Raw genomic sequence first — 13,536 nt, forward strand, 5'->3', positions numbered from 1 at the left:
CCGGAACCTTCCAGGGCCACGCGGCCTACGACTTGCTTCGCCAAGTCTACGTCTCGCGTCTTCGACTATCGCCGAAGGTGCTGCGCACTGCCCCTACAGGTACCTCCACTCGGCCTCCTGAAGTCGCAGTCTGCAGCGCATGAACCTACGCGTACAAAGATCAAAAACAAGATCAAGATCAAGATCAAGATCAAGTGCAGTGCGAGGTGTTGCACTGCTTTTGTGGGAGCTGGTCTTGCCAGCGATGCAGACACCGCACACTGACTAACACCCAGTCGATGCCACCGCCAGTAAAACTGGCGCCCACAATTGTCGCCCGAGGGCGTCCGGCTGTGTAGGTATCCAGGGGCAGTTCGCAGCACCTTCGGTGTAACTGAAGACGCAAGAGGTAGATTTACGTGGCGAGTCGAAGGCCGCGATGCCAAAACATAAAAAGCCCGTCATAGACGGGCTTTCTGTGGGCCTATCAGTCGGTCAGAGTGGCTTGCCGCGATTACCATGCTGACTGACGAACGCTTGTACCGCCTTCAGGTCATTGGCCAAGACTGTGCAACGCTCTTCCCGGGCGAACAAGTCACTCAGGTGTGCTGGCAATTCCAGCGCCTTGCCGACGCCGGCCTTTTCCACCGCGTCCGGGAACTTGACCGGATGCGCAGTGCCCAGCACCACCATCGGTGTATCCAGGCTGCGCCGACATTCGCGAGCGGCCTTGACCCCGATCGCCGTGTGCGGATCAAGTACTTCACCAGTCTGGGCGAAGACCTCGGCGATGGTTTCGCAGGTTTGCGCATCATCGACGGCCAGCGAATCGAACAGCTTGCGCGCTTCGGTCCAGCGATCCTGATCGACGCTGAAACCACCACCCTGCTTGAAGTCATCCATCAACCCGGCAATCGCCGCGCCGTTGCGACCGTGCAGGTCGAACAGCAAGCGCTCGAAGTTGGACGAGACCATGATGTCCATCGAAGGCGACAGGGTCGCGTGCAGGGTTTCCTTGACGTACTGGTTGCCGCTCATGAAACGGTGCAGGATGTCATTGCGGTTGGTGGCGACAATCAGCTGGTTGATCGGCAGGCCCATGTTGCGCGCCAGGTAGCCAGCGAAGATATCGCCAAAGTTACCGGTCGGCACCGAGAACGCAATCGAACGCGCCGGGCCACCCAACTGCAGGGCCGCGTGGAAGTAGTAGACGATCTGGGCCATGATCCGCGCCCAGTTGATCGAGTTGACCGCCACCAGGCGCGTGCCCTTGAGAAAGCCCTGGTCAGCGAAGCTGGCCTTGACCATCTCCTGGCAGTCGTCGAAGTTGCCTTCGATGGCGATATTGTGGATGTTCTCACCAAAGATGGTGGTCATCTGCCGGCGCTGAACTTCCGATACACGCTGGTGCGGGTGCAGGATGAAGATGTCGACGTTGTCGCAACGGCGGCAGCCTTCAATGGCAGCAGAACCGGTGTCACCACTGGTGGCGCCAATGATCACTACGCGCTCGCCACGCTTGGCCAGCACGTGGTCCAGCAGGCGACCGAGCAGTTGCAGGGCAAAGTCCTTGAACGCCAGGGTCGGGCCGTGGAACAGCTCCAATACCCATTCGTTGCTGTTCAGCTGACGCAACGGGGCGACTGCGGCGTGGGCGAACTCGCCGTAAGTTTCTTCGAGAATCTTCTTGAAGTCGGCATCGGCAATGCTACCGGTGACGAACGGGCGCATCACCCGGAATGCCAGCTCGTGGTACGGCAGGCCTGCCCAGGAGGCAATTTCTTCCTGGGTGAAACGCGGTAGGTTTTCCGGCACGTACAGACCGCCATCACTGGCCAGACCGGCGAGCAGGACGTCTTCGAAATTCAGGGCCGGTGCTTGACCGCGGGTACTGATGTAACGCATGACCTAATCCTCTAACGCAAAGACTGCTCAGTTCAGTTGTTCGACACGGATACGTACGACGTTGCCAACCACATCCTGCAATGCTTCCAGGGCGGTGATGGCATCGTTCATGCGTTGTTCGAGCACACGGTGGGTGAGCAGGATCATTGGCACCAGGCCGTCCTGTTCCTCGACTTCCTTCTGCATGATCGATTCGATGTTGATGCCCCGCTCCGAGAGGATGCTTGCCACTTGGGCCAGCACGCCTGGATGATCTTTGGCCTGGATGCGCAGGTAGTAGGCGCTTTCGCACGCTTCGATCGGCAGGATCGGATGTGCCGACAGTGAATCCGGCTGGAAGGCCAGGTGGGGCACACGGTTTTCCGGATCGGAGGTCATTGCCCGGACCACGTCGACCAAATCGGCCACTACTGAGGAAGCGGTAGGCTCCATACCAGCGCCCGCACCGTAGAACAACGTAGAGCCAGCGGCATCACCGTTAACCATGACCGCGTTCATCACACCGTTGACGTTGGCGATCAGGCGGTCGGCTGGGATCAGTGTCGGGTGGACCCGCAGCTCGATGCCGTTGGCGGTACTGCGCGCCACGCCCAGGTGCTTGATCCGGTAGCCAAGGGCTTCGGCGTAGTTCACATCGGCGGTGGTCAGCTGGGTGATACCCTCGGTGTAAGCCTTGTCGAACTGCAGTGGGATACCAAAGGCGATGGAGGCCAGGATGGTCAGCTTGTGCGCCGCGTCGATGCCTTCAACGTCGAAGGTTGGATCGGCTTCGGCATAACCCAAGGCCTGAGCTTCGGCAAGCACGTCGGGGAAGGTGCGGCCCTTCTCACGCATTTCAGTGAGGATGAAGTTGCCAGTGCCGTTGATGATCCCGGCGACCCAGTTGATGCGGTTGGCCGAGAGGCCTTCACGAATTGCCTTGATGACGGGAATACCGCCTGCCACTGCCGCTTCGAAGGCGACAATAACGCCCTTCTCGCGCGCCTTGGCGAAAATTTCGTTGCCGTGCACGGCGATCAGCGCCTTGTTGGCGGTGACCACGTGCTTGCCGTTGTCGATTGCCTTGAGCACTAGATCACGGGCAATGGTGTAGCCGCCAATCAGCTCGATGACAATGTCGATTTCCGGGTTCGTTGCGACCTCGAATACATCAGCGGTAATGGGGGTACCGGTAATCTGGCAATTCGGGTTTGGCGAACGCATGGCAATCTGTGCCACTTCGATACCACGCCCGGCACGGCGGGCGATCTCCTCGGCGTTACGCTGAAGTACATTGAAGGTACCGCCACCGACGGTCCCCAACCCACAGATGCCTACTTTGACCGGTTTCACTGTGAACTCCCCATTGAACGAACGGCACGCAGCCGTTCGTGAAAACAGCCGTCTCCCCATGGTGACGGCTCGCTTGTTGATTTACTTACTGCCGGCCAGTGCCAACTTGGCAACCTGTGGCGCCGGTTGATAACCCGGAATCACCTGACCGTCCTCAAGGACGATGGCCGGGGTACCGTTGACACCAATCGATTGGCCCAGCTGGAATTGCTTGCTGACCGGGTTGGCGCATTTGGCCGCCTTGATTTCTTTACCGTCGATCATCTTGTCCAGAGCGCCCTTGCGGTCGCTGGAGCACCAGACGGCTTGTAATTGTTCGTCGCCCGGGGAGCCGAGGCCCTGTCGCGGGAAGGCTACGTAGCGCACTTCGATACCGCGACGGTTGAGCTCAGGAACTTCGGCGTGCAGCTTGTGGCAGTACGGGCAGGTCGTGTCGGTAAACACAGTGATGTGCGATTTGGTTTCGCCCTTGGCAGGATAAACCACCATCTCGGCCGCTGGAATAGCATTAATGCTCTTGGCGATGGCCTGACGCTCGGTTTTTTCCGTCAGGTTGACCGGCTTGCCATCCTGGATCTGATACAGATAGCCCTGCATGACGAACTGGCCATCGGGGCTGGCATACAATACGCGACCGCCCTGAAGCTTGACTTCGTACAAGCCGTTCAATGGGCTTGAGGCAACGCTTTCGACCGGCAAACCCAGTTCCAGGGTCTGCAGGGTCTTACGGATTGCCTGCTCGGCGTTGTCGGCGGCAGCGGCAAAAGTGCTGACCAACGCCAGGGTGGCGGTGGCGATAATCTGGGTCACGCGCATGGAAACTCCTGAAGGCGGGCAAAGGGCCAATCAAGCAAGGCACGTGCTGAAATGACGGTGCGCGGATGGCCCTTGATGCAAACCGCCCAAGCCTACCACATCATGTCCATGCAGACCGCCCCCAGCCGATACCGTGATCAGCCACGCGGATGATGGCGGGCATGCAACTCCTGCAACCGAGCCCGGGCAACATGGGTGTAGATCTGCGTGGTCGACAAGTCACTGTGCCCCAGTAGCATCTGCACTACCCGCAAGTCAGCCCCATGGTTGAGCAAATGCGTGGCGAAGGCATGGCGCAAGGTGTGCGGTGACAGGCTCTTGCTGATACCGGCAACCTGCGCCTGATGCTTGATCCGATGCCAGAACGTCTGACGGGTCATCTGCTCGCCACGCAGGCTGGGAAACAGCACGTCGCTCGGGCGCCCGTTGAGTAACTCATTGCGGCCATCGCGCAGGTAGCGCTCCAGCCATACCACCGCCTCTTCACCCATCGGCACCAGGCGCTCCTTGCTGCCCTTGCCCATGACCCGCAATACACCCTGACGCAAGTTGACCTGATCCAGGGTCAGACTGACCAACTCAGTGACACGCAGGCCACAGGCGTAAAGGACTTCAAGCATGGCACGGTCGCGTTGACCGATAGGCTCGCCGAGGTCTGGCGCCTGCAACAACGCCTCCACGTCTTCCTCAGACAGCGACTTGGGCAAAGGCCGACCTAACTGCGGCATCTCGACCTGCAATGTTGGGTCGACGCCAATCAGCTTTTCCCGTAGCAAATAACGATAGAAGCCACGGACACCAGAAAGAAAGCGCGCAGTCGACCGCGGCTTGTAGCCTTGATCCAGGCGCCAGCCCAAGTGATCGAGAATCAGCTCGCGCCCGGCATCAGGCAACGCCACACCGCGCTCTTCAAGCCAGCCATTGAACAACGCCAGGTCACTGCGATAAGACTCGCGGGTATTATCCGCCAGGCCTTTTTCCAGCCACAGGGCGTCGAGGAACTGGTCAATCAGGGGATGTTCAATGGCAGGCATGACAACTCGGAAGCAGATGACGAAAGCGCAATATTGCCGCTAGTCTTCCACAACATGGTCGGCATAGGGAGTCCGAATGAACGAACAACAGATATTGCTGACCTTTGGTGGCATTGGCGTTGCTGCCCTCGCCTGCCAATGGCTGGCCTGGCGCTTAAAACTACCGGCAATACTCTTTCTCTTGGTCAGCGGCATTCTTGCCGGACCAATTCTTGGCTGGCTGGATCCACAAGAAATGTTCGGCCCGCTGCTGATGCCACTGGTTTCACTGGCGGTGGCACTGATCCTGTTCGAAGGCAGTTTGACCCTTCACTTGTCGCAATGGCGCGAGATCGGCACGGTGGTGCATCGCATGGTTACCGTCGGCGCCCTGTCGACCTGGATCATCATCACCTTGGCCACCCATTGGTTGCTGGGCTTTGACTGGTTGCTGGCGACCCTGTTCGGCACCTTGACCCTGGTCACTGGCCCTACAGTCATCGTGCCGATGTTGCGGGTGGTGCGACCGAAATCGACCATTGCCAATATTCTGCGCTGGGAAGGCATTGTCATCGACCCGATCGGCGCGCTGTTAGCGGTAGTGGTGTACAGCTTCATCATCGCCAGTGCTGCCGGCAATGGCCTGAGTCAAAGCCTGATGACCTTCGCCGGAGTGATTCTGTGCGGTAGCGCATTTGGCGCAGCCGGGGGCTGGATCCTCGGCCAGGTGATGCGCCGACAATGGCTCCCCGAGTACCTGCATAACCTGGCGTCGCTGGCTGCGGTACTGGGCATCTTTATCGCCTCCAACCAGGTGACCCATGAATCAGGTCTACTGGCAGTAACCCTCATGGGTATGTGGCTGGCCAACATGAAAGGCGTAGATGTTCGGCAGATCCTGCACTTCAAGGAGAACCTAAGCGTCCTGCTGATCTCTGGGCTGTTCATCCTCCTGGCAGCACGCCTGGACCTTAACGCCCTGCTCGGCCTTGGCCCGGCGGTGCTGGCATTGCTGCTGGTCATCCAGTTGATCGCCCGCCCACTGAACGTCGTACTGTCTACTTGGGGTTCGAACTTGAACTGGCGCGAACGCGCCCTGCTCGGCTGGATTGCACCGCGAGGGATCGTTGCCGCGGCGGTGTCAGCGATTTTCGCCATTCGCCTGGATGAAGCCGGTCATGAGGGCGCCCTGCTGCTGGTGCCGCTGACCTTTGCCGTGATTATCGGCACTGTCGTGTTGCAAAGTGCCACGGCTCGGCCGCTGGCACGCTTGCTGAAGGTCGCGGAACCTGCGCCTAGCGGCTTTCTGATCGTCGGCGCCAACCCTCCGGCCCGCACCATCGCCAAGGCCTTGCAGCAATTGGACTGCCGGGTTTTGCTCACCGATTCGAGCTGGGAAAACATCCGTGCGGCGCGAATGGAGGGGCTGCCGACTTACTTTGGTAATCCAGCCTCACAGCATGCCGATGCCCATCTGGATCTGGTTGGCCTGGGGCACTTGCTTGGCCTGTCCCCTGCGGGAGAGCTCAATACCCTGGCGTGCGCACGATTTCGTCATGACTTTGGTCATGCGCGTTTGTTCGTACTGGCCAGCGGGTTGGAGACGCAGCGTAGTGACAAGCACCGCGCCAGTGACGAGCATCGGGGGCATGTATTGGGCAGCCAGGCACTGACCTACGTTCAGCTGGCCAATCAGTTACATCAGGGTGCAGAGCTGTACAGCACCAACCTGACTGAGACCTTTGGCTGGGAAGACTATCAAGCACTGCATGGCGAGCGGGCAACCTTGCTGTTTGCCCGTGACGGCAGTGGCTGGGTGCATGTGTTCGGGCCCGATAGTGCGCTCAAACCGGGCGCTGGGTGGGCAGTGGTGGCACTGATTCAGCCGGAACAAAGCTAGCCGCTGCGACCTCATCGCTGGCAACGCCAGCTCCCACACGTTGTGGGAGTCGACATTGCCGGCGAAGGGATCGGGGCTGGTACTCAGAACCCAGGCAGAACCGGCACCGGCCGCTTGTCTTCATCGATGGCAACAAAGCTGAACAGGCCATGGATGGCCTTCTCGCGACTGTCACAGCTCATGCTTTCGACAAACACTTCAACCTCAACCTTGAGACTGGTATTGCCCACAGCAGCCACCCGCCCAACCAACTCGACAATGGAACCAGCGGCAATCGGGTGCTTGAAGTCGATCCGGTCGGTGGACACAGTCACCAACGGCAACCGGCAAAAGCGCGTGGCGGCGATGAACGACACTTCATCCATCCAGGCCAAAGCGGTACCACCGAACAAGGTGTTGTGATGATTGGTAGTGGACGGAAACACCGCCTTGGTAACGCGGGTCACCGACAGTTCGGTGCGGCGTTCGATTTCCTGCTCTCTGGGGCTCATAAACTCACATCAGGGACAAATTACAGACAACAAAAAAGCAGCCCGAAGGCTGCTTTTTTCGCATAGTGGCCGTAGCCACCGGTCAAACTGTCATCAGGACAGTTTTTCCTTGATGCGAGCGGCTTTACCGGACAGGTCGCGCAGGTAGTACAGCTTGGCTTTACGCACGTCACCACGACGTTTCACGGCCAGGCTGTCGATTTGCGGGCTGTAGGTCTGGAAAGTACGCTCAACACCAACACCGTTGGAGATCTTGCGAACAGTGAAAGCGCTGTTCAGACCACGGTTACGTTTGGCGATGACAACGCCTTCGAAAGCCTGCAGACGCGAACGATCGCCTTCCTTTACTTTCACCTGAACGACAATGGTGTCGCCCGGGGCAAAGGTCGGGATCTCTTTGGACATCTGCTCAGCTTCGATCTGCTGAATGATTTTGTTGGTCATGCTGTGCTCCTAAGGTAAATCGTCGGATCTACCATCGATACGTTAACTATCGTCCCGCTCTCGGAGATACTCCGTGAGCAGCTTCTTCTCTTCTCCAGAAAGTGAGCGACTTTCCAGAAGATCGGCGCGTCGTTCATAGGTCCGCCCAAGGGACTGCTGTAAACGCCATCGCCGGATGTGTGCATGGTTGCCACTAAGCAACACGTCGGGAACACGCTGATCCGCATACACCTCCGGTCGGGTGTAGTGCGGGCAATCAAGCAGACCATCAGTGAAGGAGTCTTCCTCCGCCGAGTCCGCATGCCCTAAAGCTCCGGGCAGCAGTCGCGTAACCGCATCAATCAGGACCATCGCCGGTAGCTCACCACCGGACAGGACATAATCCCCAATCGACCACTCTTCATCGACATGAGCCTCAATAAAGCGCTCGTCAATGCCTTCATATCGACCGGCTATCAGAATCAACGATTCATGCCTCGCCAGGTCTTTGACCGCCGACTGATTCAGCTTGCGGCCTTGCGGGCTCAGGTAAATCACCTTCGCCGCCTCTCCGGTTGCCTGCCTGGCAGCTACCAGGGCATCTTCCAGAGGCTTGATCTTCATCACCATGCCCGGACCACCGCCAAACGGCCGATCATCCACCGTATGGTGACGATCTGTGGTGTAGTCCCGCGGGTTCCAGCAGGTCAGTTGCAGCAACCCCTGTCGCACCGCTCGGCTGGTAATGCCGTACTCACTGATGGCCGAGAACATCTCGGGGAACAGCGTGATGACGTCTACGCGCAGGCTGGCCATTGCTTAGAAGTCCGCGTCCCATTCCACCCTCATTTCGCCTGCAACCAGGTCGATCTTCAACACGCATTGCTCTGTATAGGGCAATAGGCGTTCACGATCATCCAGGCTGCCCGCGCAGGGCTTGACCACCATTACATCGTTCGCGCCGGTCTCCAACAGGTGATCAATCTTGCCGAACAGCTGTTCGTCCTGATTGATGACTTTCAGGCCTACCAACTGGTACCAGTAGTACTCGTCGCTAGACAGGTTGGGCAGAAGGCTTCGCGAGATACAAATCTCATAACCGCTCAGAAGACGGGCTTCATCACGATCGTCGAGGCCTTTGAGCTTGGCGACCAGATCCTTTTGAGTGGAACGGCCACTGACCAGCTCTACCTGTTTTACCTTCCCGTCGTGCCGAAGCGTCCAGTTAGGGTAATCCAACAGGTTTTCAATCGGATCGGTAAAGGAAAAAACCTTCACCTCGCCGCGAACGCCGTGAACCGAGAAAATCTTGCCGACAACGATCAAATCGTCAGCACTTTCTGGCGTCGCGTTCATATTGCTCAGGCAGCAGCCTTGGCAGCTTGCTTCAGCAGCTGGGCAACACGATCAGAAGGCTGTGCGCCAACGCTCAGCCAGTGAGCAACGCGGTCTTCTTTAACGGACAGACGAACTTCCTGACCACGAGCGATAGGGTTGAAGAAACCAACCTGCTCGATGTGCGAACCGGTAACCGGGTTACGCGAGTCGGTCACGGTCAGGGTGTAGAATGGGCGCTTTTTAGAGCCACCACGGGCAAGACGGATGGTTAGCATTGAACATCGTTCCTGTAGTCGGTGCTGCAAATCATAATGCACAGCGGGCACACGGGTGCCCGAAAGGCCGCATATTCTCAAGGAATATCCGGACTTTTGCAAATGCCTTTTTACCTGATGCAAAAAGGCCTGCCTGCTGATTTGCGAATAACGCTGCCTTATATAAGGCAACAGTGTCCCGCCAAGGGCGGGGGTTCGATCATCGGCGCACATTCGCGCCGACGATCCGAATAGGGTTACAGCTTGGGCATGCCGCCGCCGGGCATCATGCCACCCAGGCCGCGCATCATTTTTGCCATGCCGCCTTTGGCAGAAAACTTCTTCATCATCTTCTGCATCTGCTTGTGCTGTTTGATCAAACGACCGATGTCCTGCACCTGGGTGCCGGAACCCATGGCGATCCGGCGCTTACGCGAACCGCTGATCAGCTCAGGGTCGCGGCGCTCGGCCGGGGTCATGGAGTTGATGATCGCTTCCATCTGCTTGAACTGCTTCTCGGCTGCGCCCTGGGCATTGCCCATCTGCGCCAGATTGACTCCACCCATGTTGGGCAACTTGTCCATCAGGCCGCCGAGGCCGCCCATGTTCTTCATTTGCTGCAGCTGGTCACGGAAGTCTTCGAGGTCGAAACCCTTGCCCTTCTTCAGCTTCTTGGCCAGTTTGTCGGCCTTTTCCTTGTCGAGGGTCTGTTCGGCCTGCTCGATCAGGCTGAGCACGTCGCCCATGCCGAGGATTCGCGACGCAATACGGTCGGGGTGGAACGGTTCGAGCGCTTCGCTCTTTTCGCCCATACCGATGAACTTGATCGGCTTGCCGGTAATGGCGCGCACCGACAGCGCAGCACCGCCACGGGCGTCACCGTCGACCTTGGTCAGGATCACACCGGTCAGCGGCAGCGCATCACCAAACGCCTTGGCGGTGTTGGCGGCGTCCTGACCGGTCATGGCGTCAACCACGAACAGCGTCTCGATCGGCTTGACCGCGGCGTGCAGGTCTTTGATCTCGGCCATCATCTCGGCGTCGATATGCAAACGACCGGCGGTATCGACGATGACCACGTCGATGAATTTCAGTTTGGCTTCGCGGATCGCCGCTTCGGCAATCGCTACCGGCTTCTGGCTGATATCGGAAGGGAAGAAGGTAACGCCGATATCACTTGCCAGGGTTTCCAGCTGCTTGATTGCCGCCGGGCGGTAGACGTCAGCCGACACCACCATCACCGACTTCTTCTTGCGCTCTTTAAGGAAGCGCGCCAGCTTGCCGGCGGTGGTGGTCTTACCCGCACCCTGCAGACCGGCCATCAGCACCACGGCAGGTGGAGCAGCATTGAGCGCCAGGTCTTCGTTGGCCGCGCCCATCAGGCCTTCGAGTTCGGCCTGGACGATTTTCACGAACGCCTGACCTGGGGTCAGGCTGCGCGACACCTCGGTGCCGACCGCACGCTCTTTGATCTTGTTGACGAAATCCTTGACCACCGGCAGGGCGACGTCAGCCTCGAGCAACGCCATGCGCACTTCACGCAGGGTGTCTTTGATGTTGTCTTCGGTCAGCTTGGCCTTGCCGGTGACATGGCGCAGCGTCTGTGACAGACGGTCGGTCAGGTTTTCAAACATGGTGATCCTTTCAGGCTCTGTAGAACCGAGGTTTATCAGCTGCCTCTGGCGTATTCGACGGGCCTTGGGCAGGGGCAGATCGGCGATTATAACGAAGACTCGGGCTAGCGCACACCTTGCCGTCGGTTAGCAGTCTTCCTTGACAGGCGCGTTCTATGCCAAACTCAACTCTTTTCGGGCTTGCCTAACAGGACTTATGCTCCCTTTGTCACCCAGCTTGCTACCTAACCTGATCGCCGCCTGCTTGTACGCCGCCGCGACTCTCTATCACGGCTCCCGGCTGGCGCAAGGCGCCAAGGCCGACAAACGCCTGCTCGGACTGCTGGGGGCACTGGCGGTCATTGCCCAAGGCACTGCGCTGTGCTGGCAACTGCTTACGCCTTTGGGCCTGAGCCTGGACTTCTTCAGCGCCGCCAGCCTGATCGCCACGGCAGTGATTGCCCTGACCCTGCTGGCCTGCCTGCGCATTCCGGTGGAAAATCTCTTGCTGCTGCTGTTCCCGCTGGGCATGGCCACGGCGCTAATCGCGCAGTTCGCACCGTCAGGCACGGTGCCGCTGATCAACGAAGAGCCGGGCATTCTTGCGCATATCCTGCTGTCGATCCTGGCCTATGGGTTGTTCACCATTGCCGTGTTCCAGTCCTTGTTGTTGCTGGTGCAGGATCACCAGCTCAAGCACAAGCACCCTTCCGGTCTGATTCGCAACTTCCCGCCACTGCAGACCATGGAAAGCCTGTTGTTCGGCTTTCTCTGGACCGGCTGGGGACTGCTGTCGCTGTCGCTGATTTCCGGCTGGCTGTTCCTCGACAACCTGTTCGCCCAGCACCTGGTGCACAAAACCTTGCTCGCCTGCGTAGCCTGGGTGGTGTTCAGCGTGCTGCTGTGGGGCCGCACCCGCCTGGGCTGGCGCGGCCACAAGGCGATTCGCTGGACACTGGCCGGTTTTTGCCTGCTGATGCTGGCGTACTTCGGCAGCAAGCTGGTGCGCGAATTCATCCTGCACATCTGACGGGCACAGGTAAATGGACGCACTGCCGTTAGGCCCCTTGCTTGGTATTCTGGCACTGGCCCTGCTGTGGTCGGCGCTGTTCACCGCCGTAGACGCCGCCCAGCAACAGCTCAATGGGGTACGGCGTAACGGCCTCACCGATGAACACCCGGCACTGGCGGTCACCCCCCAGTCCTTGGTGCTGTGTTCCACCCTGGGCAAGTTGTTGGTGCTGGCACTGGCCTGCCTGCTGGGCCAGCGCTATAACGGCGAACAAGGCTTCTGGCTGGCCGGGCTTGGCGCTGCCGGCCTGGTGCTGGTGCTGGCCGAATACCTGCCGCGGCAACTGGCCCGACGCAACCCGCACACCTTCATTACCTTGGGCAACAGCCTGCTCAAAGCCCCATTGAAACTGCTCCAGCCGCTGGCCTGGCTACTCGATGGCTGCGCCCGGCTGCTACTGCACCCGTTCCGTATTCAGCCCCATGCCGTCACCCTGCACGAATTGGATGGCAGCGACGACGACATCGATGACCACCAGCTCGACCACCGCCTGAACCTACCGGAGAGCTTGCTGGCGCTGGACAAGATCACCGTCAATGACATTCTGGTACCGCGCAATGACATCGACGGGATCAACCTCGACGATTCGATCGAACAGATCATCGAACAACTGATCATCAGCCGCCACACCCGCTTGCCGGTCTATCACAGCGATATCAACCAGGTCGAAGCAATCCTCAACACCAAGCTGATCAGCCACCTGCTGCCCAAGGCCGAGCTGACTCGCGCAACGCTACAGGCAGCCTGTTACGACCCTTACTTTGTCCCGGAAAGCACGCCGTTGCAGTTGCAACTGCTGAACTTTCACAAGCAGCAGCGGCGCCTTGGCGTGGTGGTCGACGAATATGGTGAAGTGCTGGGCATCGTCACCCTGGAAGACATTCTCGAAGAGATCGTCGGCGAATTCGAAGACGAACACAGCCTCGATAATCCGCACATCCACCCCCAGGCCGACGGGCGCTTTGTCATTGAAGGCAACGTTTCGATTCGTGAGCTAAACCGCAGCCTCGGCTGGCACTTGCCTAGCGATGGGCCGAAGACCCTCAATGGCCTGGTCACCGAAGCACTGGAAAGCATCCCGGCCAGTGCGGTTTGCTTGAAAATCGGTCGCTATCGCCTGGAAATCCTCGAAACAGAGGACAATTGTGCCAGTCGGATACTGGTCTGGACCGTGACTCGCTAGCTATACTCGAGTCACGCTTACCCAGCCCAGCCGTCACGCCCGCTACCCGCACTCAGCGTTTCACGGCCAGTCCGCATCACTGAATACTGCGCGCACAACCTGCACTGTTTCACACCCCGAACATTGCCCGCGCCGCCCCTATCCCCAACGGGCGTATGCTCAGTCACGCGATCAACAACAATACGCTTCGGCGCCTGCTTGCTGATGCCTGCCTGTG

Annotated in this window: 13 protein-coding genes; 3 read left to right on the plus strand and 10 right to left on the minus strand. The window is 58.9% G+C overall.

Annotation, left to right across the window (positions count from 1 at the left end; all coding sequences use genetic code 11):
- Positions 1-474: 474 nt before the first annotated feature.
- The 4 genes from thrC to xerD all read right to left on the minus strand — a co-directional run bounded on the left by thrC (position 475) and on the right by xerD (position 5,066).
- Entirely contained in the window at positions 475-1,884 is a 1,410-nt protein-coding gene (gene thrC, locus CX511_RS20775; RefSeq protein ID WP_045189524.1) for a threonine synthase, read from the minus strand.
- Between the two features lie 27 nt (positions 1,885-1,911).
- Positions 1,912-3,216 carry a homoserine dehydrogenase gene (locus CX511_RS20780; RefSeq protein ID WP_045189522.1) on the minus strand — a complete coding sequence of 435 codons (1,305 nt, stop codon included), beginning with the start codon at positions 3,214-3,216 and terminating at the stop codon, positions 1,912-1,914.
- A gap of 81 nt (positions 3,217-3,297) precedes the next feature.
- A complete protein-coding gene (gene dsbC / locus CX511_RS20785) occupies positions 3,298-4,032 on the minus strand; it encodes a bifunctional protein-disulfide isomerase/oxidoreductase DsbC (protein WP_045189520.1) in 735 nt (244 codons plus the stop codon).
- A gap of 137 nt (positions 4,033-4,169) precedes the next feature.
- Positions 4,170-5,066, minus strand: a complete 897-nt coding sequence (xerD, locus tag CX511_RS20790) for a site-specific tyrosine recombinase XerD (protein WP_045189518.1) — start codon at positions 5,064-5,066, stop codon at positions 4,170-4,172.
- 76 nt (positions 5,067-5,142) lie between these two features.
- Here xerD and CX511_RS20795 point away from each other — a divergent pair, with 76 nt between their 5' ends.
- Complete coding sequence (locus CX511_RS20795; protein WP_045189516.1) at positions 5,143-6,945, plus strand: cation:proton antiporter; 1,803 nt, start codon at positions 5,143-5,145, stop codon at positions 6,943-6,945.
- A gap of 83 nt (positions 6,946-7,028) precedes the next feature.
- Here CX511_RS20795 and CX511_RS20800 read toward each other — a convergent pair whose 3' ends face one another.
- The 6 genes from CX511_RS20800 to ffh form a co-directional block, all read right to left on the minus strand.
- Positions 7,029-7,436 (minus strand): acyl-CoA thioesterase, encoded by a 408-nt coding sequence (locus CX511_RS20800; protein ID WP_045189513.1) that lies wholly within the window; start codon positions 7,434-7,436, stop codon positions 7,029-7,031.
- A gap of 93 nt (positions 7,437-7,529) precedes the next feature.
- Positions 7,530-7,880: a 50S ribosomal protein L19 gene (gene rplS, locus CX511_RS20805; RefSeq protein WP_010220244.1), complete on the minus strand. Its 351-nt coding sequence runs from the start codon at positions 7,878-7,880 to the stop codon at positions 7,530-7,532.
- 42 nt (positions 7,881-7,922) lie between these two features.
- On the minus strand, positions 7,923-8,675 hold the full coding sequence (gene trmD, locus CX511_RS20810) for a tRNA (guanosine(37)-N1)-methyltransferase TrmD (RefSeq protein ID WP_045189511.1): 753 nt from the start codon (positions 8,673-8,675) through the stop codon (positions 7,923-7,925).
- A gap of 3 nt (positions 8,676-8,678) precedes the next feature.
- Positions 8,679-9,215, minus strand: coding sequence for a ribosome maturation factor RimM (gene rimM, locus CX511_RS20815; protein WP_045189510.1), 537 nt, complete (start codon positions 9,213-9,215; stop codon positions 8,679-8,681).
- A 5-nt stretch (positions 9,216-9,220) separates the two neighbouring features.
- Positions 9,221-9,472, minus strand: a complete 252-nt coding sequence (rpsP, locus tag CX511_RS20820; protein WP_045189508.1) for a 30S ribosomal protein S16 — start codon at positions 9,470-9,472, stop codon at positions 9,221-9,223.
- Between the two features lie 236 nt (positions 9,473-9,708).
- Positions 9,709-11,085 carry a signal recognition particle protein gene (ffh, locus tag CX511_RS20825; RefSeq protein WP_045189506.1) on the minus strand — a complete coding sequence of 459 codons (1,377 nt, stop codon included), beginning with the start codon at positions 11,083-11,085 and terminating at the stop codon, positions 9,709-9,711.
- A 196-nt stretch (positions 11,086-11,281) separates the two neighbouring features.
- Here ffh and CX511_RS20830 point away from each other — a divergent pair, with 196 nt between their 5' ends.
- Entirely contained in the window at positions 11,282-12,094 is an 813-nt protein-coding gene (locus CX511_RS20830) for a cytochrome C assembly family protein (protein WP_045189505.1), read from the plus strand.
- Between the two features lie 13 nt (positions 12,095-12,107).
- Positions 12,108-13,319, plus strand: coding sequence for a transporter associated domain-containing protein (locus CX511_RS20835; RefSeq protein WP_101292075.1), 1,212 nt, complete (start codon positions 12,108-12,110; stop codon positions 13,317-13,319).
- Positions 13,320-13,536: the final 217 nt, after the last annotated feature.

Origin of the sequence: Pseudomonas sp. S06B 330 (genome assembly GCF_002845275.2) — a bacterium.
GTDB lineage: Bacteria > Pseudomonadota > Gammaproteobacteria > Pseudomonadales > Pseudomonadaceae > Aquipseudomonas.

What these genes read in the sequence shown, in the direction of transcription:
- thrC (WP_045189524.1), bottom strand. Translation starts at nt 1,884, where the DNA reads ATGCGTTACATCAGTACCCGCGGTCAAGCACCGGCCCTGAATTTCGAA.
- dsbC (WP_045189520.1), bottom strand. Translation starts at nt 4,032, where the DNA reads ATGCGCGTGACCCAGATTATCGCCACCGCCACCCTGGCGTTGGTCAGC.
- xerD (WP_045189518.1), bottom strand. Translation starts at nt 5,066, where the DNA reads ATGCCTGCCATTGAACATCCCCTGATTGACCAGTTCCTCGACGCCCTG.
- CX511_RS20795 (WP_045189516.1), top strand. Translation starts at nt 5,143, where the DNA reads ATGAACGAACAACAGATATTGCTGACCTTTGGTGGCATTGGCGTTGCT.
- CX511_RS20800 (WP_045189513.1), bottom strand. Translation starts at nt 7,436, where the DNA reads ATGAGCCCCAGAGAGCAGGAAATCGAACGCCGCACCGAACTGTCGGTG.
- rplS (WP_010220244.1), bottom strand. Translation starts at nt 7,880, where the DNA reads ATGACCAACAAAATCATTCAGCAGATCGAAGCTGAGCAGATGTCCAAA.
- trmD (WP_045189511.1), bottom strand. Translation starts at nt 8,675, where the DNA reads ATGGCCAGCCTGCGCGTAGACGTCATCACGCTGTTCCCCGAGATGTTC.
- rimM (WP_045189510.1), bottom strand. Translation starts at nt 9,215, where the DNA reads ATGAACGCGACGCCAGAAAGTGCTGACGATTTGATCGTTGTCGGCAAG.
- rpsP (WP_045189508.1), bottom strand. Translation starts at nt 9,472, where the DNA reads ATGCTAACCATCCGTCTTGCCCGTGGTGGCTCTAAAAAGCGCCCATTC.
- ffh (WP_045189506.1), bottom strand. Translation starts at nt 11,085, where the DNA reads ATGTTTGAAAACCTGACCGACCGTCTGTCACAGACGCTGCGCCATGTC.
- CX511_RS20830 (WP_045189505.1), top strand. Translation starts at nt 11,282, where the DNA reads ATGCTCCCTTTGTCACCCAGCTTGCTACCTAACCTGATCGCCGCCTGC.
- CX511_RS20835 (WP_101292075.1), top strand. Translation starts at nt 12,108, where the DNA reads ATGGACGCACTGCCGTTAGGCCCCTTGCTTGGTATTCTGGCACTGGCC.